The sequence below is a fragment of the Halomonas sp. M20 genome, assembly GCF_020622265.1.
Taxonomy (GTDB): Bacteria; Pseudomonadota; Gammaproteobacteria; order Pseudomonadales; family Halomonadaceae; genus Modicisalibacter.
Genome location: NZ_JACNMQ010000001.1, coordinates 225,976 through 244,167, shown reverse-complemented (window position 1 = coordinate 244,167; position 18,192 = coordinate 225,976). Strand labels below are relative to the sequence as shown.

Below are 18,192 nucleotides of genomic sequence, written 5' to 3'. Positions count from 1 at the left end.
ATGTCGTTGTATCAGCCGCGCTTGAAAGCGACTTGATCCCGTAAATAAACCGGTATCACTTCATGGGCTGGGCGACCTTCCTGAGCATCGAAGGCCTTGGCCGCCAGTCGCGCCATATCGGCGGCGTCAGGTTGTGGATCGACGAAGCACTGATCGATTCCGGTCTTGACCTCTATCGGCATGTCTTCCCATAAACTCCAGCCGGAACCGACTCCGCACCACTGCACATCGTGGTTCGCAGGGGGTAATTCCAACGACTGAGGCGGCATGACTGCATCGGCCATCACCGGTATCACGGTATCGTCTTGACAGTGGTAGGCACCCACGTAGATCTCGTTCATGCGGGCATCAAGGGCGGCAAAGACATGGCTCTGGCGATAGCGTCGATGAGCCGCAAGCGCCAGCGCCGCAAGCGTCGAGACACCAATCAATGGGCGCTCGAGAGCGAAGGCAAGACCCTGAGCCACACCGGCGGCAATACGCAGGCCGGTAAAAGAGCCAGGCCCCTGCCCATAGGCTAGTGCATCGAGATCGGTAAGGGATATCTGTGCTTCGGCCAGAACATCATCGATCATCGGCATCAGCCGGTGCGTATGTTCCCGTGGCGCCAACGCAAACCGTGAGAAAACCTCGCCGTCGCGCCATACCGCACAGGAGCAAGCGCTCGAGGAGGCATCAAGAGCCAGCAACGTTGCCATGCACATTCACCATCGAGAATTGAGCGCGCATTATACGGCTAGCACTGTTCTGGCAAAACCCACCTCATCAAACGCACTGGCCCGGGGGTCACCCCGGGCCAGTGCGTCGCCATCCCGTCAGCGTCAATGCTGCAGTGCAGCGAGTATCTTGCTGCGAATGCTATCAACGCTACCCGTACCTTCGACGCAATGATAAGTCGGCGCCGTATCGGGCTCACGCTGCGCCCAGTCGCGATAGTAATCGACCAGCGGCTTGGTCTGTTCATGATAGACCGAGAGGCGATTGCGTACCGTTGATTCAAGATCGTCATCCCGTTGTATCAGGGATTCACCGGTGACATCATCCTTGCCCTCTTCCTTGGGAGGATGATACTCGACGTGATAGACACGCCCGGAAGCCGGGTGAACTCGACGCCCCGCCAGGCGCTTGACGATCTCTTCATCGTCGACGGCAATTTCCAGCACATGATCGAGCTTGACCTGAGCTTCTTTCATGGCATCGGCCTGGGGAATCGTGCGCGGGAAACCGTCGAACAGGAAACCATTGGCGCAATCTGGTTCATTGATGCGCTCCTTCACCAGGGCGATGATGATGTCGTCGGACACCAGACCGCCGCTGGTCATGATCTCCTTGACCTTTAATCCCAGTTCACTGCCTTCCTTGACCGCAGCACGCAGCATATCTCCGGTAGAAATCTGTGGAATACCGAAATGTTCGCATATGAACTGGGCCTGGGTACCCTTCCCTGCGCCCGGGGGCCCTAACAGAATCAAACGCATTGGTGCTGCTCCTTGGGTTTTTCGATTCTTGAATTGTTACCAAAGTAACATTACGTCCGACAATACGTGGGCCCAGAGACCCAGACAAGCACACCATGGTCGCAGGACAGCCCATGTTACTTACTGTAGCGTCCCTCACAGGCCCTGCCATTAACACTTTGGTCTGGCCAGAACCGACGCAAATCGAACATTGGTATCAAAAAAAGGCGGCCCCAAGAGGCCGCCTTGATCGGCATTGCGTGTACTTTTACAGCAGCAGACGCCGAATGTCGCTCAGCAACTGTCCCAGCAACGCGGTGAAACGCGCTGCATCGGCGCCATTGACGGCGCGATGATCGTAGGACAGGCACAGTGGCATCATCAGACGTGGCGCAAACTCCTGTCCGTTCCACACCGGCTCCATCTGGGACTTGGAAACCCCCAGGATAGCCACTTCCGGTGTATTGACGATGGGTGTGAACGCCGTGCCGCCAATCGAACCCAGGCTGGAGATGGTAAAGCAGGCGCCCTGCATCTCCTCACGTTTGAGCTTCTTGGACTGTGCCTTCTTGGCAAGCTCCACGGACTCCTTGGCCAGATCGATCAGCGACTTCTTGTCCGCATCACGAATCACCGGCACCATGAGGCCGTTCGGCGTATCCACGGCTACCGCGATATGCACATACTTCTTCTGTACTATCTTGTCGCCGTCTGGATGCAGGCTGACGTTGAACTGCGGATACTGGCGCAGCGCGAAAGCACACGCCTTGATCAAGAACGGTAGGGGCGTAAGCTTGGCGCCTTGAGCCTCGGCTTCGGCCTTCATCGACTTGCGGAAGGCTTCAAGCTCGGTAATATCGGCCTTGTCGAACTGGGTCACATGAGGCACGTTCAGCCAGCTGCGGTGCAGGTTATCCGCGCCCAGCTTGAGCAAGCGCCCCATCGGCTGCTCTTCGACTTCACCAAACTGGCTGAAATCGACTGCCGGCACCTGAGGAATGCCTGATCCGCCGGTAGGTGCCGCGGCGCCTGATGCACCAGCCTCGCCCTGACCTTTCATCGCCTGCTTGACGAAGTCTTGAATGTCTTCCTTAAGCACCCGCTCCTTGGGGCCGCTAGGCTTGACCCTGGCCAGATCGACACCCAACTCCCGGGCCAGCATGCGCGCCGCCGGACCGGCATGGACCAGCTTGCCATCCCGAGGTTTTTGGTCGGCTGCCTGAGACTGCTTAGGTGTGTCCTCGCTCTTCTGCGCCTGCTTCTGCTCTTCGGACTTTTCGGATTTGGCCGACTGCTTCTCGGATTGCTCGGCCTTTTTCGACCTGTCCTGCTTAGACTTGTCCTTCTTGGGCTTGTCCTTCTTGCCCTCGGAGGCCACTTCAATATATCCGATCAAGTCGCCTTCGGAGACGGTGTCACCTTCCTTGACGGAAAGCTCGACGAGCTTGCCCTTGTAGGGGCTGGGCACGTCCATGGAGGCCTTGTCGGACTCCAGAGTGATCAGCGGGTCTTCCTTATCCACCTCATCGCCTTCGGCAACGGCCATCTCGATGATGGGCACATTCTCACTGCCGCTGATATCGGGAACGCGAATCTCCTTGCGCTCCGGCTCACCGCTACCGGAGTCGTCGTCTTCGCTATCGGTGTCGTCGTCTTCCTCTTCGGAAGCGTCGTCACCACTTTCCGCCGATGGCTGCTGAGTCTCTTCCTCGGCGTCGTCCTGATCGTCGTCGCCTTCGTCACCCTCACCGGCGATTTCCATGGTGCCGATGACATCGCCTTCCGAAACCTTGTCACCTTCCTTGACTGCTAGGGACACGAGCTTGCCGCTGTAGGGGCTTGGCACGTCCATGGAGGCCTTGTCGGACTCCAATGTGATCAATGAGTCTTCTTCACTGACGTCGTCGCCTTCGGAAACCGCAATCTCGATGATCTCGACATCGGTGCTATCGCCAATGTCCGGCACCTTGACCTCGACGGTGCGCTTGCCGCCAGAAGAAGATTTCTGCCTCTTCGGTGACTTGTCGTCCTTGTCGATGTCCTCGCTGTCGTCAGCCTTGGGCTCCTGCTCGACATCCGGTTCACCGGAGGGCTCTTCATCGGTCTGCTCGGAATCCTTGTCGTCGTCGGCATCGTCGTCACCCGAGCCTTCGGCTTCGAGCTCGAGGATATCGTCGCCTTCGGAAACGGTATCGCCTTCCTTGACCAACACCTTGACCACCTTGCCGCCCTTGGGCGCTGGTACATCCATGCTGGCCTTGTCGGATTCCAGAGTGATCATGGTGTCTTCAGGCTCGATCACATCGCCTTCGGACACCGCAATCTCGATGATTTCGACATCGGAGCTGTCGCCGATGTCGGGAACTTTGATGATTTCGCTACTCAAGGTCGCGCTCCTTTCTAATCGTGCTCACCGTTGGTGCAAATCCTAAGTGGAAGGTTCGGGCCATCTTCCCTTTTAGCGTAGCCCGAACCGACCAGGATGTTCACTGCCTCTTCACGAGACCAACGGGTTGGGCTTGTTCGGATCGATGCCATACTGCTTGAGAGCATCCGCTACGACCTTACGCTCGATCTCGCCACGGTCGGCCAAAGCCTTAAGCGCCGCCACGGTCACGAAATAGCGATCGACTTCGAAGAAGTAACGCAGCTTTTCACGAGTATCGGAACGACCATAGCCATCGGTACCCAGCACGTGATAATCCGTAGGCACCCAGGCACGTACCTGATCGGAAAACAGCTTCATGTAATCCGTGGCGGCGATGGCCGGGCCTTCACGCCCTTCCAGACACTGCGTAACGTGAGGCTTGCCTGGCTCGTCCTCGGGCTTGAGGAAGGCCTGACGATCGACTTCAAGCGCTTCACGACGCAGTTCGTTGAAGCTGGTCACACTCCAGATATCGGAGCCGACCCCATACTCCTCCTTGAGGATCTCGGCGGCAGCTTCAACTTCTCTCAGAATGACGCCACTGCCCAACAGCTGCACATGGCCTTTCCCCTTCTTGCCCGCCACTTCCCGCAGCAAGTACATGCCCTTGATGATGTCCTGTTCAGTCCCCTCCTGCATCTCCGGTTGCTGGTAGTTCTCGTTCATCAAAGTGATGTAGTAGAAGCAGTTCTCTTTGTCTTGATACATCCGCTTCAGGCCGTCCTGAACGATCACCGCCAGTTCATGGCCATAGGTTGGGTCGTAGCTGCGGCAGTTGGGAATGGTCGAGGCCTGAATATGACTGTGACCGTCCTGGTGCTGCAGACCTTCGCCGTTGAGCGGCGTGCGTCCGGCGGTACCGCCCATCATGAAGCCGCGGGCCTGCATGTCGCCGGCCAACCAGGCGAGATCGCCGATACGCTGGAAGCCGAACATCGAGTAGTAGATATAGAACGGCAGCAGCGGCAGATGATGATTGGCATAGGAGGTCGCTGCGGCGATCCAGGCGGACATGGCCCCTGCTTCGGTGATGCCCTCCTCGAGAATCTGACCCGCCTTGTCCTCGCGGTAGTACATGATCTGACCGGCATCCATGGGCTCGTACTTCTGGCCTTCCGAAGTATAGATGCCCAGCTGGCGGAACATGCCTTCCATGCCGAAGGTACGTGCTTCATCAGGGATGATGGGTACGACCTGCTTGCCAAAGCTCTTGTTCTTGACCAGGCCATTCAAGATGCGCACGAAGGACATGGTGGTAGAGACTTCGCGATCCCCAGAACCCTTGGTCTGACTAGCGAACATCTTGTCGTCGAGACCAGGAATCTCGATAGCCTCGAAATCACTCTTGCGCGCCGGTAGATAACCGCCCAGCTCTTTGCGACGCTGATGCATATACTTGATTTCCGGCGCATCATCCGCCGGCTTGAAGTAAGGCATCTCGCCGCTGTCGAGCTGTTCGTCGGTAACGGGAATACCGAAGCGATCGCGGAATTTTTTCAGCGCCTCGGTATCCATCGACTTGATCTGGTGGGCTTCCATGTCGGCTTCACCCGAACCGCCGCCCATGCCATAACCCTTGACCGTGTGGGCCAGCACTACCGTGGGTCGGCCGTTGGCGCTGTTGACTGCCTCATGGTAGGCCGCATAGACCTTGTAAGGATCGTGGCCGCCACGATTGAGCTTCCAGATATCCTCGTCACTCATATCCTCGACCATGGCCTTGGTCTCGGGATACTTGCCGAAGAAGTTCTCGCGGGTATAGGCGCCGCCCTGGGCCTTGCAGTTCTGGTATTCGCCATCGACGGTTTCGTCCATGAGCTGTTGCAGCACGCCCTTCTTGTCCTGTTCGAACAAGGGATCCCACAGCCGCCCCCAGACTACCTTGATGACATTCCAGCCGGCACCGCGAAATACGCCTTCGAGTTCATCCATGACTCGGGAGTTACCACGCACCGGGCCGTCGAGACGCTGCAGGTTGCAGTTGACGACGAAGATCAGGTTATCGAGCTTTTCACGGCTCGCCAGGTGCAGCGCACCGAGGGATTCCGGCTCATCGCATTCGCCGTCACCCAAAAAGGCCCAGATCTTGCGATCATGCATTGGCTGCAGGCCGCGCGCATCCAGATACTTCATGACGTGGGCCTGATAGATCGCGGTGATCGGCCCAAGCCCCATGGAAACCGTGGGGAACTGCCAGTAATCCGGCATCAGCCAGGGGTGCGGGTAAGAAGACAGGCCGTCGCCGTCGACTTCCTGACGGAACTTGTCCATCTGCTCCTGAGTGAAGCGACCTTCCAGGAAAGAGCGAGCGTAGATACCCGGAGAACTGTGTCCCTGGATATAAACCATATCGCCCTTGAAATCACCATTGGCGGCACGGAAAAAGTGATTGAAGCCCACTTCGTAAAGCGTGGCGCTGGACATGTAGCTGGCCAGGTGACCACCCAACCCAGGGTGCTTCTTGTTGGTGCGAATGACCTGAGCCGCCATGTTCCACCGAATCAGCGAACGAATTCGCCGCTCCATGAACATATCCCCGGGCAGGCGGGCCTCGCGATGAATGGGGATACTGTTGCGATGCGGTGTCGTCACCGAAAAGGGCACTTTCACGCCATCACGACGCAGACGATCGGCCAGCCTACTCAGTACGTAGTGCGCGCGCTCTTCGCCTTCATGATCCAGTAACGACTCCAGGGAATCCAACCATTCCGTGGTTTCGACCGGATCGAGATCCTCTCTTGCCTCCAGACTCATAGATGTCTCTCCGAATCACGATGTGATGTCAATCTGCCCTTCACGGTGCCGAAAAGGACCAGTAATCTCTTGATTTGGCACTTGCGCCGGAACGCCGCCGAAAGCCATGTAATTTATTTACAAATACACACCATAAATACATGGATGTAGGTCAGAAAGATACCGTAAACCGCTCCTGCTGCCAATTGAAACCATCATGAAAATAATTTCCACAAACTATATTGCTTAGCAGCATTGAGAGCTTGCGACTAATACTGAGACTCGCTCACTCTCCTCCACTACTCATGTAGTACTGCTACCGGGTGTCCACTCCTGTTACAGACAACGCTGCAGGTACTGCCAATCGAAGGCAGGACCAGGATCGCTCTTGCGCAACGGGGCGATCCGCGCATGGCTAGTGATACGTGCCTGGGTGAGCGCCGGATACGCACTCATCAACGCATTGATCACCTGGGCCAGATTACGGTACTGACGTTCCGTGTAAGGGTGAATTTCGTCGCCTTCCAACTCGACGCCAATACTGAAATCATTGAGCCCGCGCCGCTGCCGATGGCCGTCCTGCCAACAGGAGCGTCCGGCGTGCCAGGCGCGTTTGTCGAAGGGCACGAACTGCACCAGCTCCCCGTCTCGACGGATCAGCAGATGCGCCGAAACTTTCAAGCCTTCGAGGTTAGCAAAGTAGGAATGTGAGGAAAGATCAAGGGAATTGGTAAATAGCTTCTCAATGGCCTCGCCCCCGAAATGCCCTGGAGGCAAGCTGATGGAATGCAGAACCAGCGCGGAAACCTCGCCGTCCGGGCGCTCGTTGAAATTGGGTGACGCTACGGGCCTGGCATTCTGTAACCAGTTCGCCTCGATTCGCATGTTGGGCTCCCCTGCCGAATTTCGGTGGCTTTCTTTATACTGCCCATATTGTTGCATACACCAGAGCAGGATTTGCCATGCACTATCACGAAGCCCTTGCCGAAGACATACGTACCAGTGCCGCACGTCTACTGGCGGAGGATGCCGGCCCCGGCGACATTACCGCCCAGTTGATTCCTGAAAACCAGTGGGCCACGGCTCAGGTCATCTCCCGGGAAGAAGCCGTGCTCTGTGGGGTTGCCTGGGTCGATGAACTGTTCCGCCGTCTCGATCAGCGAGTCACGCTATCCTGGCAGGCCGCGGATGGCGACGTCTTGAGCACCGATCAGGTGTTTCTGGAACTTGAAGGGCCGGCGCGCAGCTTGCTGACCGGTGAGCGCGCCGCGCTGAATCTGCTGCAGACCCTATCGGGAACCGCCAGCAGGGTGCGCCACTATGTACAGCGGGTTGCCGATACCGGGGTGCGCCTGTTGGACACGCGCAAGACGCTGCCGGGGCTGCGCCTGGCGCAAAAATATGCAGTCACCTGCGGTGGAGGCCATAACCATCGCATTGGCCTGTACGATGCCTTTTTGATCAAGGAGAACCATATCGCAGCCTGCGGCAGTATCGCCGCGGCGGTAAAGGAAGCGCGTTCGATCACCAAGGACCTGCCCGTGGAGGTTGAAGTCGAGAATTTTGACGAACTGAACCAGGCTCTCGACGCTCAAGCGGATATCGTGATGCTCGACAACTTTTCACTTGATGACCTTCGCAAGGCGGTGAGCGTTACCGCTCAACGGGCTACCCTCGAGGCCTCGGGCAATGTCGACGAATCGACCCTGGAAGCCATCGCCAGCACCGGCGTGGACTGCATCTCGATTGGCGCACTGACCAAGGACGTCAAGTCCATCGATCTATCAATGCGGGTTACTCACGTCGAATCCCGCTGACCATCATGTCGAATGTCAGGTCAGCGCCTTTTCCAACCGTATTCGGGTCAGGCGCTGCCCCTGACGCTCGACCCACTCTTCACCAAGGCGTTGCCAACCACGCCTTTCAAGACCCGGCGCCAGCATCAGGCTTGCCTCGATGCCAAGCCGGGCTATTCCCCTCGGCGTAGTCGAGCAAACGCGAGCCGATACCGCGATGATTCAAGGAGGGCCAGACATAAAGCGTCTCGATACGTTCGCCTTCCAAGTCGAGCTCGACGAAACCAACACAGCGTCGATCACACACCGCCACCAGGGTCGGATAGAACATCTGACGTGCCGCCCAGGCGCTAGCCTCTCGCGGCAATGCACAAACCCAGGCTTCGCGTTGCGCCACCGTATAGCAGCCACCAGCCCCTTGCATGACTGCGTGATAGAACACCTCACCTTGATCCGCTGCATCCTTTGGCACGGCGGCACGATAAATCATTCGATCCAGCATGACCTTCATCTCCCCAGTAGCCGCATTGCTCTCAACAGCGCTTTTTAGGCATGAAGGAACAGTTCCCCATACACGAAGCCGACCGATCCGACAATGATGGCTTGCTGGCATGAGCCAGTTTCTCCAGATCGACCATGCTAACTGCCTTTTGCAAGAAAAAAGAGAATACTATCGGCATAATGATGGCATGACTGAGCAAACTGCATACTCGATTCACGCCGTCGATTTCACTCTAACCGCTATCGGGCGTATTGCCAGCGATTATCCCGACAAGTTCGGCGTGCCTCGACAACCCGGGTTGGCGCCCGCCGGTCGCGCCATACTCCACTTACTCCCACCCTTCGACGACCCCCAGGCGGTTCGCGGCCTCGAAAATGTCAGCCATCTATGGCTGACCTTCATCTTTCATCGTAGCCCGGCACGCTGGACACCGCTGGTGCGGCCACCCCGTCTAGGCGGCAATACCAAGATCGGCGTATTCGCCACCCGCAGCACTCATCGCCCCAATCGCCTGGGCCTGTCTCTGGTGGAACTGGAAAAAATCGAGATAAAGAACGGAGTACGGCTGCACCTGAGCGGTCACGACCTCATCGACGGGACACCGGTGCTGGACATCAAGCCCTACTTGCCCTGGGTGGAATCGCATCCGGAGGCTCAGGCCGGTTTTGCACCTGGCCCACCGCCCGGTTACCAGGTTGATTTTTCAGCAAAAGCCGAGGCGGCACTTGCGCAGCGAGACGATGAGGAATCACTTCGGGACTTGATCGTTCAAGTATTGAGACAGGACCCGCGACCGGCCTATCATCAGGATACGCCAGCGCGGGTATATGGTGTGTCCTTACGCGATGTAAACGTGCGTTTTTGTATCCAGGGCGAGACCGACGGAATCAGAATGCGGGTGGTCGGCATCGACTAGCCTGGCAGCAAATCGGCACTTTCTACTCGAAGCTGACACCGATCCGCCGCCCCACCTCCTCGTAGGCCTCGATCACGCCACCCAGGCCCTGACGAAAGCGATCCTTGTCCATCTTCTCGCGAGTCTTGGCATCCCACAGTCGGCAGCCATCCGGCGAAAACTCGTCACCCAGCAGGATTTCGCCGTTGAATACGCCGAACTCGAGCTTGTAGTCGACCAGCAGCATGTCGCCGTCCTGAAACAACTGCTTGAGCACATCGTTGACCTGAAAGGTCAGCGCCTTCATTCGCGCCAGCTGCTCCGGCATCGCCCAGCCAAAGGTTTCGGCCAGGGACTCGTTGATCATCGGGTCGCCTTTTTCATCGTTCTTGAGGAACAGCTCGAAGGTCGGCGGAGCGAGTTCGATACCCTCTTCTACCCCCAGGCGGCGCACGAGACCGCCGGCGGCCAGATTGCGTACCACGCATTCCACAGGAATCATGTCCAACTTCTTGACCAGGCACTCGGTATCCGAGAGCAGCTTCTCGAAATGCGTGGGAACCCCCGCTGCCTGCAACTTATCCATGATGAAGGCGTTGAACTTGTTATTGACCATACCCTTGCGCTCAAGGGCTTCCTTGCGCTTGCCGTCGAAGGCACTGGTATCGTCACGAAAATGAAGAATCAAACGATCCGGGTCATCGGTGCAATAGACCGACTTGGCCTTGCCGGCATACAGCTCATCGCGTTTTTCCATCCAGGATTCTCCAAATTCGTTAGAAAGATGTCATTGATATAGAAAAGCCGATAGATCACGCAAGTTGCAAGTGTGGGCAATGGGTCGGACTCAGGCCACCACTTGCCACTCAAAGCCCTTGTCCTGGGCAGCAATGACCAGTCGCGACTCATCACCATCCAGTAGCGGAATGAGGGCCTCCCTGGCCAACTCCGGGCGATTGTTCTGCTCGGAGATATGCGAACATACGATATGCTGCAGGCGATCCATGCCTATCTGCCGCAACAGTGCATGGGCCTGGCCGTTGGCAAGATGCCCCCAATTACCGCCGACGCGATGTTTGAGCCGAGGCGGATAAGGCCCCTCCGCCAGCATGCGCGGGTCGTGATTGCATTCCAGAATCAGTGCATCGCAACCACTGAACGCCTGGATCACATGGGCGGTCGGGTGGCCCAGATCCGTCAATACGCCGAGCCGACGCTGCCGGGCGCTGATGCAAAACTGCACCGGCTCCCTGGCATCGTGGGGCACCGTCACCGGATCTATTTCAAGCCCGCCGATGGCAAAGCGCACCTGGGGCACGAGCAACCGGTGGTGAGGCACTTCCCCGAGCCGCCGGGAGAGCCAAGTGCCAGTCGTAAGATAGATCGGTAGATCGTAGCGTCGCGCCAAGGCGCCGACGCCACGTATATGATCGCCATGTTCGTGGGTGACCAGCACCGCTGCCAACTGCCTTGGGTGCAGCCCCAGCCGCGCCAGGCGTTTTTCAGTTTCACGCAGACCGAAACCACAGTCGATGAGAACGTGGGTCTCCCCATCACTGACCAGGGTGGCATTGCCCTTGCTACCACTGCCCAGAGAGGCAAAACGTAGCGCCAGTCCCCCGTTGTCGGCGTGCCGGTCTGTCATTGTCAACGTAGCGTTGCGGCCAGCTTGTCGAGCAACTCACGAGCATCGCTGCCGCTGAGCGAGTCCTCGTCCGTCGCAGCCACGCGCACGCGCGTCATGCCCTGAGAAGGCTCGTCCACCAGCAAGCGATACTGGCGCGACTCTGCGTCGCTGCCAAACAGCCCGAAAAAGCTGCCGCCGTCGTCTTGAGGCGTGTACTCGATCAGAAATTCGCCGGCGCTGCGATTCTGATCCAGCAGCCTGTTCCCCTTTTTGGCGAAGTTATTCTCGAGCTGGTAGAAAAGCTCCGACCAGGCACGATCGAAGCCAAGTGCCATCAATAGCTGCCATGCACCGCCGGCGTTCTCGAGACGCACACGGTCGTCTCGGGACAGATTCTGCGCCGCCAGGGAGACACTTTCCTGCTCCTGGGCGTAAGAGGAGAGGTAGTTGTTCAACGCCGACAGACACTGGGACGAATCCGTACCCGGCGCCGTTTCGCAGCGTACTTCACTGGTGTTGCCGCGCAGCCCCTGACGCACGCTTAGAGTAGCCTGATCGGTTTCGATACGGCCTTGAGAAGCGCTCAGGGCGCGTGTTTTAAGCCCGCGCTGGGCAACGAAAGCCTGGAGCCGGGGCCAGATAGCGGCAGGGGCCGTATTGACCAGAAGCCAGCGATCCGCGCCCGCCTCGCGCTGTTCGACGAATTTCTGCTCACTCTGATTGCCCCCGGTCAATGGCTGGGGCCGGGGCGCATCGAACTCGCCCTGAGCCAGAAAGTCGCTGTTGGCCGGCGGCACCGGCATGGCATCCTGATAGCGGTTGCTCTGTCGAGCGTCGGGCAGCGTTAGCGGCGGGGTCAATTGAGCATCGCGATACTCATCGTTGCGATCATAATAATAGCCGCTGCGGCCACAGCCACTGACCACCAGGGCAGTCACGAGAATCAACGGCGTCCACTTGAAGACGGGGTTCATGCATCTACCTTATTTTGTGCGCGGGTCAGCAGTTCAACCACAGCCGGTCTGCCGCGTCGCAGTGTCAGTCTTCCAGCACATCGGCAAGCTGCAAGGCCTCATCGACGGTGGCATGGTATTTCTCGGAGAGCCAGGTCAGCGGCAGGCGAATGCCCTGCTCGGCGTAGCCCATGCGGTTCAGCGCCCACTTCGTCGGAATCGGATTGGACTCGACGCCCAGAACGGTGTGCAGCGGCATCAACCGCGTATTGATCTGGTGCGCCTTGTCGCTATCGCCGGCCACCGCAGCCTTGCACAGCTCATGCATCGAACGGGGAGCGACGTTGGCGGTCACGGAAATATCGCCATGCCCACCCATCAACATGAAATCACAGGCGGTGGGATCGTCGCCGGAATAAAGCGCGAAGTCACTACCCTTGAGTCGTTCGATGAGATCCTCGGCGCGCTCGAGATTGCCCGTGGCATCCTTGAGCCCGACGATATTATCGACCTTTGCCAGTCGAAGCACGGTCTCGTTGTAAATATCCGAGCAGGTGCGCCCAGGCACATTGTAGAGGATGACCGGCAGATCGCTGGCCTCGGCAATCGCCTTGAAATGCTGGAACAAGCCTTCCTGAGTCGGCTTGTTGTAATAGGGCGCCACGGTCAGGCAGTAGTCGGCCCCGACCTCCTTGGCATAGCGTGTCAGCTCTATCGCCTCGGTGGTATTGTTGGACCCCGTCCCGGCGATCACAGGGATCCGCCCATTCACCTCTTCGACGACGGTGCGGATGACATCGAAATGCTCCGCGAAGGACATGGTAGTGGGTTCACCGGTGGTGCCGGCGGCAACGATGGCATCGGTGCCATTGTCGAGATGAAAACCAACCAGGCGGCGCAAGGCCTCCCAGTCGATCTCGCCGGAAACCTTCATCGGTGTCGCCAGCGCGACGATGCTGCCTGTAATCATGCGGGAACGCCCTCCTGTACAACGGCTTCCTGGCCCTACGGCGACGAGTCGCGGGTCACGACGTCCGTGATCGATATGCTGTTCGAAGGGCAAATGGTACTCAGGCGACGAAAGCCTGTACAGGTGCCAGGAGCGCTAAAACACATAGAGTTGGGAACGAAGCACGTCTGGATGTACTCTCTTCGTTCTTTTCAAGGGCGCAATCAAGGAGCGCACTATGAGTATCAGCATTGGTCAAGAGGTTCCCGACTTCACCGCCGAGGCGACCAACGACACCACCGTTACGCTGTCCCGACTCGAGGGTGAACAGGTAGTGATCTATTTCTACCCCAAGGACAGCACGCCGGGGTGCACCACCGAAGGCGGCAATTTTCGCGATCACAAGAACGCCTTCGACGAGGCCAACACCCGCATCTTTGGCGTTTCCCGGGACGGCCTGCGCGCTCATGAGAATTTCAAGGCCAAACAGGGCTTCAACTTCGAGCTGATCTCCGACAAGGACGAAGCCCTTTGTCAGCTGTTCGATGTCATCAAACTCAAGAAGATGTACGGCAAGGAGCACCTGGGGGTCGAACGCAGCACTTTCCTGATCGACAAGAACGGCAAACTGGCCCAGGAGTGGCGCGGAGTCAAAGTACCGGGCCACGTCGAAAAGGTACTCGAAGCGGCCCAGGAACTTAACGCGACGGCGCGCTAGCGCAACCCCTAAATCCATTCATGAGCGTCACGAGCGAAGGTCAGACAAGGCAAAACTGGAAGAAGAAACGGAGTTTACAGGTGTAAATGAGTATTCTGAGACCAGTTTTAACGCTGTATGACCAAGCGCAGTAGCTCATGCATGGATTTTAATCTTCCAGATCAACCTGACGAATGGGCAGCCCCCGCTGCCCGACGCTACGGGGCCAGGCTCTGACCAGGGCCTTGAGCAGTGTCGCCAGCGGAATGGCGAAGAATATTCCCCAGAACCCCCAGATGCCCCCGAAGAACAGCACCGCCAGGATGATCGATACCGGATGCAGATTGACCGCCTCGGAGAACAGTACAGGCACCAGCACGTTGCCATCCAGCGCCTGCAGTACACCGTAAGCGACGACCACATAAACGAACTCGTCGCTGATGCCAAAGTAGAACCCCGCCACGGCTGCCACTGGAATCGTCGCGATCGCAGCCCCGATGTAGGGCACCAGCACCGAGAGCCCTACCGTCAGACCCAGCAGTGCCGTGTAGGGCAGTCCAAAAAACCAGAAGGTTACGTAGGCTGCGCTGCCGACGATGAGAATCTCGATTACCTTGCCGCGTACGTAGTTGGCGATCTGATGGTCCATCTCGTGCCATACGTTGGTCATCAAGGCACGTTTTTGCGGCAGTAGCGATAGGAAAAAGCGTGTCAGCGACTCCCGGTCCTTGAGTAGAAAGAACACCAGAATCGGCACCAGCACCAGATAGATGATCAATCCCAGCAGGTTGCCTAGCGATGATAGCGACAGCGTCAATGCCCGCTGGCCGAGCAGCGTTGCCTCTCGCCCCGCCGTGGAGATCCAGACCTGGATCTGATCCGGGGTGATCACCGTGGGATAGCGCGCCTGAAGTCCATCCAACAGCTGTTGAACTCGGGCAAACATGCGCGGAGTTTCCTGGACCAGATCGACCATCTGATTCCAGACCAGGGGCAATATCACCAGGGCCAGGGCCAGCAGAGCCCCGATAAAAATCAGAAATACCGTCAATACCGATAGCAGCCGGGGCAAGCCAAGCCGCTCCAGCCAGGCGACGATCCCCTGCAGCAAGAAGGCGATGATCAACGCGGTGAAGAAAGGGGCCAGCATCTTGCCCATCCAGATCACGATGGCAAAACCCAGGAGCAGCACCAGCAGGAGAACGACGGCTTCCTCGTCGGAAAAATACCGCTCGGCCCAGGATTTCAGGACCTCTTTCATCTTCATATAGCAGCGGTACCCTTGCGAATCCAGTAGTGGTATTCGTCGCTACTTTCCTCTCGGGACAGAAGCTCGAAATCGCTCTGTTCGATGAAGGTTTCGAAGTCCCGCCAAGAACCTGGATCCGTTGCCATCACGTAAAGTATGCCGCCGGCTTCAAGGCTTGCCAGGGATTGTTTGGCCTTGAGCAGTGGCAGCGGACAGTGCAGGCCACGCGCATCGAGCACATCGTCAGGTTGCAGAGCCATGACATCTCCCGTGAGAATAGAAAATCGTCTCGATTTAAAGGCACTTTCTTTCTCGAATCAATGTCGAGAGATCATGCCGCTACTGGCGTTACCCGTCCACGAGGATAGTCATGCTGCGTAAAATAACAACGTCGGTACTGGTAGGCGCCCTGGCACTCGCCTCGCTCTCGACGCCGCTGCACGCCGACGACTACGGCCTTCCCTCTCTAGGTAGCGGTGGAAGCAGCGTCTCCAGCGACGAAGAGCATCGCCTCGGCCGTGCCTGGCTGCGCCAGTTCCGGGCCCAGACCCAGGCCTGGCAGGATCCGATCACTCAGCGCTATGTAGAGTCGGTTCTCTCTCGGCTCCTGCCTTACAGTGATATCGGCAATACCCAGGTAATCGTTACCCTGGTGGACAGCCGACTACTCAATGCCTTTGCGGTGCCCGGCGGCATCGTCGGCGTGAATGCCGGACTGTTCTCCTTCGCGCCTAGCGAAGACGCCTTCGCCTCGGTGCTGGCTCACGAACTCGGCCATCTGTCCCAGCGCCATTTCGCGCGGCGCATGGAGCGTATCGAAGAGACTCAGCTACCCACCATGGCCGCCATGCTGGCAGGCATGGTGATCGCTGCCGGCGGTGGTGGCAATGCCGGGCTTGCCGCCATGGCGGGCTCCCAGGCGGCGTTCATTCAGGATCAGCTAGCCTATTCCCGGCGCTTCGAGCAGGAGGCAGACCGGGTAGGTCTCGATGCCATGGCGGATGCGGGATTCGATCCTCAGGCCATGCCTGCCATGTTTCGCGCCATGCAACGTCTGACCAGTCTGCAAGGGGGCAACCCGCCGGAATTTCTGTTGACCCACCCAGTCACGGAATCCCGTATCAGCGATACCCAGAGCCGCGCCGATCAACTTCACGCAGCGGCCTCGGGCCAAGACCCGACCTACGCCATGATTCGCGCTCGCGCCTTGCTCAAGCTGAACCAGGACGCTCCAACCCAGGCCATGTCGCAACTACGCCAGGACAATCCGCCTCAAAGCGCCATCCTCTATCTGGAAGCGCTCATCGCCGCGGAGCAGAATCGTACCGACGACGCCCTCGATAGCCTCGACCGCCTGGCTCACGAACTGCCGGATCTATCGTTGATCCCGGCCAGCGCCGCTGAAATCGCGCTGGAGGCTGGGCGACGCGGCGCGGCGCTCGAACGTGCCCAGCGCATCTTGAGACTCTCTCCGGGTTATTTTCCAGCGGCACTGCTCCAGGCCGACATCCTGCTGCAGACAGACCCGGACCGAGCCTTCGATGCGCTTCGTGAACTCAGTCAGCAGGCCTCGGAAGACCCTCAGATATTTGCCCTTCTCGCCGAGGCCGCCGGACGCAGTGGCCGCGAAATCTGGGGGCATCTGGCCCGGGCCGAACAGCTACAACTGAGCGGCAGCATCGATCGAGCCATCCGCCAACTCGAGGTCGCCGAAGATGTCGCCAAGCGTGACAATAACTTTGGCATGGCGAGTCGTATCCAGCAGCGTCGCAGGGAGTATCTGGAGTATCGCACGGCCGCCCAGCAACTCTAAAAACCATCTAGCGTTTGAAGTTGAGCATCCGCTCTAAAGGCTTCAACGCCCGCTGACGCAACTCATCGTCGACGAATATCTCACCGCTGTAGTCACGCAGCGCCCCGGCCAGATTGTCGAGAGCATTCATCGCCATCCAGGGGCAGTGGGCGCAGCTCCTGCAGGTTGCGCCATTGCCGGCAGTGGGCGCTTCGAACAAAGTCTTGCCCGGCACCGCCTGCTGCATTTTGAAGAAGATGCCGCGATCAGTGGCGACGATCATCTCCTGTTGAGGCAACGCCTTGGCCGCTTTGATTAGCTGCGAGGTGGAGCCCACCTCATCGGCAATCGCCACCACGCTGGCCGGCGATTCCGGATGCACCAGCACGGCGGCATCCGGGTACAGCGCCTTGAGATCGGTGATGCCCTTGGCCTTGAACTCTTCATGGACGATACAGGCACCGTCCCACAGCAGCATGTCGGCGCCGGTCTGATTTTGAATGTAGCCACCCAGATGCTTGTCCGGGGCCCACAGGATCTTCTCGCCCTTGGCCTGCAGATGCTCGATCACATCCACGGCGATAGAGGACGTCACCACCCAGTCGGCCCGGGCCTTCACTGCCGCGGAGGTATTGGCATAGACCACCACGGTACGATCCGGATGTGCATCGCAGAAAGCGCTGAACTCATCCGCGGGGCAGCCGATATCCAGAGAGCAGGTAGCCTCCAGAGTCGGCATCAACACTCGCTTTTCCGGCGAGAGAATCTTGGCGGTCTCCCCCATGAAGCGTACCCCGGCGACCACTAGCGTCGAGGCTTCATGACGGGCGCCGAAGCGCGCCATCTCCAGGGAATCGGAGACGCACCCGCCGGTCTCTTCCGCCAGCTGCTGGATGGCATCATCGGTATAGTAGTGGGCGACGAGAACTGCGTTGCGCTCATTCAACAAGCGCTTGATCTCGTCGATGCGGGCTTCATCCTCGGCAGGAATCCGCGTAGGACAATAGGCGCGAGCCAGATGCTCTTGCACCCTCGCGCGAGGCGTCATGGTCGTCATCGTGTCTATCACTCTATCGGCAGGGAATCCCCCTGCATTTTAGAAGCGCCGAATGCG

General features: G+C 58.4%; 16 protein-coding genes and 1 pseudogene. 4 read left to right on the top strand and 13 right to left on the bottom strand.

The window, feature by feature from the left end; all coding sequences use genetic code 11:
- Nucleotides 1-11: 11 nt before the first annotated feature.
- The 5 genes from tsaB to ampD form a co-directional block, all read right to left on the bottom strand.
- Nucleotides 12-698, bottom strand: coding sequence for a tRNA (adenosine(37)-N6)-threonylcarbamoyltransferase complex dimerization subunit type 1 TsaB (gene tsaB, locus H7850_RS01220; RefSeq protein WP_227367576.1), 687 nt, complete (start codon nt 696-698; stop codon nt 12-14).
- Between the two features lie 123 nt (nt 699-821).
- Complete coding sequence (adk, locus tag H7850_RS01215; RefSeq protein ID WP_227367575.1) at nt 822-1,478, bottom strand: adenylate kinase; 657 nt, start codon at nt 1,476-1,478, stop codon at nt 822-824.
- Between the two features lie 247 nt (nt 1,479-1,725).
- The gene (gene aceF, locus H7850_RS01210) at nt 1,726-3,843 is read right to left on the bottom strand and encodes a dihydrolipoyllysine-residue acetyltransferase (RefSeq protein WP_227367574.1); all 2,118 of its coding nucleotides are present in this window, start codon (nt 3,841-3,843) and stop codon (nt 1,726-1,728) included.
- A gap of 111 nt (nt 3,844-3,954) precedes the next feature.
- A complete protein-coding gene (aceE, locus tag H7850_RS01205; RefSeq protein WP_227367573.1) occupies nt 3,955-6,639 on the bottom strand; it encodes a pyruvate dehydrogenase (acetyl-transferring), homodimeric type in 2,685 nt (894 codons plus the stop codon).
- A gap of 315 nt (nt 6,640-6,954) precedes the next feature.
- On the bottom strand, nt 6,955-7,503 hold the full coding sequence (ampD, locus tag H7850_RS01200; RefSeq protein WP_227367572.1) for a 1,6-anhydro-N-acetylmuramyl-L-alanine amidase AmpD: 549 nt from the start codon (nt 7,501-7,503) through the stop codon (nt 6,955-6,957).
- Nucleotides 7,504-7,580: 77 nt separating this feature from the next.
- On the opposite strand from ampD, the gene nadC reads away from it, so the two are divergent.
- The gene (nadC, locus tag H7850_RS01195; protein ID WP_227367571.1) at nt 7,581-8,435 is read left to right on the top strand and encodes a carboxylating nicotinate-nucleotide diphosphorylase; all 855 of its coding nucleotides are present in this window, start codon (nt 7,581-7,583) and stop codon (nt 8,433-8,435) included.
- Nucleotides 8,436-8,450: 15 nt separating this feature from the next.
- Here nadC and H7850_RS01190 read toward each other — a convergent pair.
- Nucleotides 8,451-8,916, bottom strand: a pseudogene (locus H7850_RS01190) (GNAT family N-acetyltransferase).
- A 187-nt stretch (nt 8,917-9,103) separates the two neighbouring features.
- On the opposite strand from H7850_RS01190, the gene tsaA reads away from it, so the two are divergent.
- A complete protein-coding gene (gene tsaA / locus H7850_RS01185) occupies nt 9,104-9,832 on the top strand; it encodes a tRNA (N6-threonylcarbamoyladenosine(37)-N6)-methyltransferase TrmO (protein WP_227367570.1) in 729 nt (242 codons plus the stop codon).
- A 22-nt stretch (nt 9,833-9,854) separates the two neighbouring features.
- Here tsaA and purC read toward each other — a convergent pair whose 3' ends face one another.
- The 4 genes from purC to dapA all read right to left on the bottom strand — a co-directional run bounded on the left by purC (nt 9,855) and on the right by dapA (nt 13,361).
- Nucleotides 9,855-10,568: a phosphoribosylaminoimidazolesuccinocarboxamide synthase gene (purC, locus tag H7850_RS01180; RefSeq protein ID WP_227367569.1), complete on the bottom strand. Its 714-nt coding sequence runs from the start codon at nt 10,566-10,568 to the stop codon at nt 9,855-9,857.
- Between the two features lie 90 nt (nt 10,569-10,658).
- Nucleotides 10,659-11,456 carry an MBL fold metallo-hydrolase gene (locus tag H7850_RS01175; RefSeq protein ID WP_227367568.1) on the bottom strand — a complete coding sequence of 266 codons (798 nt, stop codon included), beginning with the start codon at nt 11,454-11,456 and terminating at the stop codon, nt 10,659-10,661.
- A 2-nt stretch (nt 11,457-11,458) separates the two neighbouring features.
- Nucleotides 11,459-12,412, bottom strand: a complete 954-nt coding sequence (gene bamC / locus H7850_RS01170) for an outer membrane protein assembly factor BamC (RefSeq protein ID WP_227367567.1) — start codon at nt 12,410-12,412, stop codon at nt 11,459-11,461.
- 64 nt (nt 12,413-12,476) lie between these two features.
- Nucleotides 12,477-13,361 carry a 4-hydroxy-tetrahydrodipicolinate synthase gene (dapA, locus tag H7850_RS01165; RefSeq protein ID WP_227367566.1) on the bottom strand — a complete coding sequence of 295 codons (885 nt, stop codon included), beginning with the start codon at nt 13,359-13,361 and terminating at the stop codon, nt 12,477-12,479.
- 217 nt (nt 13,362-13,578) lie between these two features.
- Here dapA and H7850_RS01160 point away from each other — a divergent pair, with 217 nt between their 5' ends.
- The gene (locus tag H7850_RS01160) at nt 13,579-14,058 is read left to right on the top strand and encodes a peroxiredoxin (RefSeq protein ID WP_227367565.1); all 480 of its coding nucleotides are present in this window, start codon (nt 13,579-13,581) and stop codon (nt 14,056-14,058) included.
- A 148-nt stretch (nt 14,059-14,206) separates the two neighbouring features.
- Here the strand turns inward: H7850_RS01160 and H7850_RS01155 are convergent, their stop codons facing one another.
- On the bottom strand, nt 14,207-15,304 hold the full coding sequence (locus tag H7850_RS01155) for an AI-2E family transporter (protein WP_227367564.1): 1,098 nt from the start codon (nt 15,302-15,304) through the stop codon (nt 14,207-14,209).
- Entirely contained in the window at nt 15,301-15,546 is a 246-nt protein-coding gene (locus H7850_RS01150; RefSeq protein ID WP_227367563.1) for a sulfurtransferase TusA family protein, read from the bottom strand. The genes H7850_RS01155 and H7850_RS01150 overlap by 4 nt, the downstream gene beginning before the upstream one ends.
- A 110-nt stretch (nt 15,547-15,656) precedes the next feature.
- On the opposite strand from H7850_RS01150, the gene H7850_RS01145 reads away from it, so the two are divergent.
- Nucleotides 15,657-17,099, top strand: coding sequence for a M48 family metalloprotease (locus tag H7850_RS01145; RefSeq protein ID WP_227367562.1), 1,443 nt, complete (start codon nt 15,657-15,659; stop codon nt 17,097-17,099).
- A 7-nt stretch (nt 17,100-17,106) separates the two neighbouring features.
- On the opposite strand, the gene nadA is transcribed toward H7850_RS01145, so the two are convergent.
- Nucleotides 17,107-18,135 (bottom strand): quinolinate synthase NadA, encoded by a 1,029-nt coding sequence (nadA, locus tag H7850_RS01140; RefSeq protein ID WP_413614134.1) that lies wholly within the window; start codon nt 18,133-18,135, stop codon nt 17,107-17,109.
- Nucleotides 18,136-18,192: the final 57 nt, after the last annotated feature.

Excerpts from the sequence above, each read along its gene's own strand:
- H7850_RS01155 (WP_227367564.1), bottom strand. The coding sequence starts at position 15,304 with ATGAAGATGAAAGAGGTCCTGAAATCCTGGGCCGAGCGGTATTTTTCC.
- nadC (WP_227367571.1), top strand. The coding sequence starts at position 7,581 with ATGCACTATCACGAAGCCCTTGCCGAAGACATACGTACCAGTGCCGCA.
- H7850_RS01145 (WP_227367562.1), top strand. The coding sequence starts at position 15,657 with ATGCTGCGTAAAATAACAACGTCGGTACTGGTAGGCGCCCTGGCACTC.
- tsaA (WP_227367570.1), top strand. The coding sequence starts at position 9,104 with ATGACTGAGCAAACTGCATACTCGATTCACGCCGTCGATTTCACTCTA.
- bamC (WP_227367567.1), bottom strand. The coding sequence starts at position 12,412 with ATGAACCCCGTCTTCAAGTGGACGCCGTTGATTCTCGTGACTGCCCTG.
- H7850_RS01160 (WP_227367565.1), top strand. The coding sequence starts at position 13,579 with ATGAGTATCAGCATTGGTCAAGAGGTTCCCGACTTCACCGCCGAGGCG.
- H7850_RS01150 (WP_227367563.1), bottom strand. The coding sequence starts at position 15,546 with ATGGCTCTGCAACCTGACGATGTGCTCGATGCGCGTGGCCTGCACTGT.
- purC (WP_227367569.1), bottom strand. The coding sequence starts at position 10,568 with ATGGAAAAACGCGATGAGCTGTATGCCGGCAAGGCCAAGTCGGTCTAT.
- tsaB (WP_227367576.1), bottom strand. The coding sequence starts at position 698 with ATGGCAACGTTGCTGGCTCTTGATGCCTCCTCGAGCGCTTGCTCCTGT.
- aceE (WP_227367573.1), bottom strand. The coding sequence starts at position 6,639 with ATGAGTCTGGAGGCAAGAGAGGATCTCGATCCGGTCGAAACCACGGAA.
- adk (WP_227367575.1), bottom strand. The coding sequence starts at position 1,478 with ATGCGTTTGATTCTGTTAGGGCCCCCGGGCGCAGGGAAGGGTACCCAG.
- nadA (WP_413614134.1), bottom strand. The coding sequence starts at position 18,135 with ATGACGACCATGACGCCTCGCGCGAGGGTGCAAGAGCATCTGGCTCGC.
- ampD (WP_227367572.1), bottom strand. The coding sequence starts at position 7,503 with ATGCGAATCGAGGCGAACTGGTTACAGAATGCCAGGCCCGTAGCGTCA.
- H7850_RS01175 (WP_227367568.1), bottom strand. The coding sequence starts at position 11,456 with ATGACAGACCGGCACGCCGACAACGGGGGACTGGCGCTACGTTTTGCC.
- dapA (WP_227367566.1), bottom strand. The coding sequence starts at position 13,361 with ATGATTACAGGCAGCATCGTCGCGCTGGCGACACCGATGAAGGTTTCC.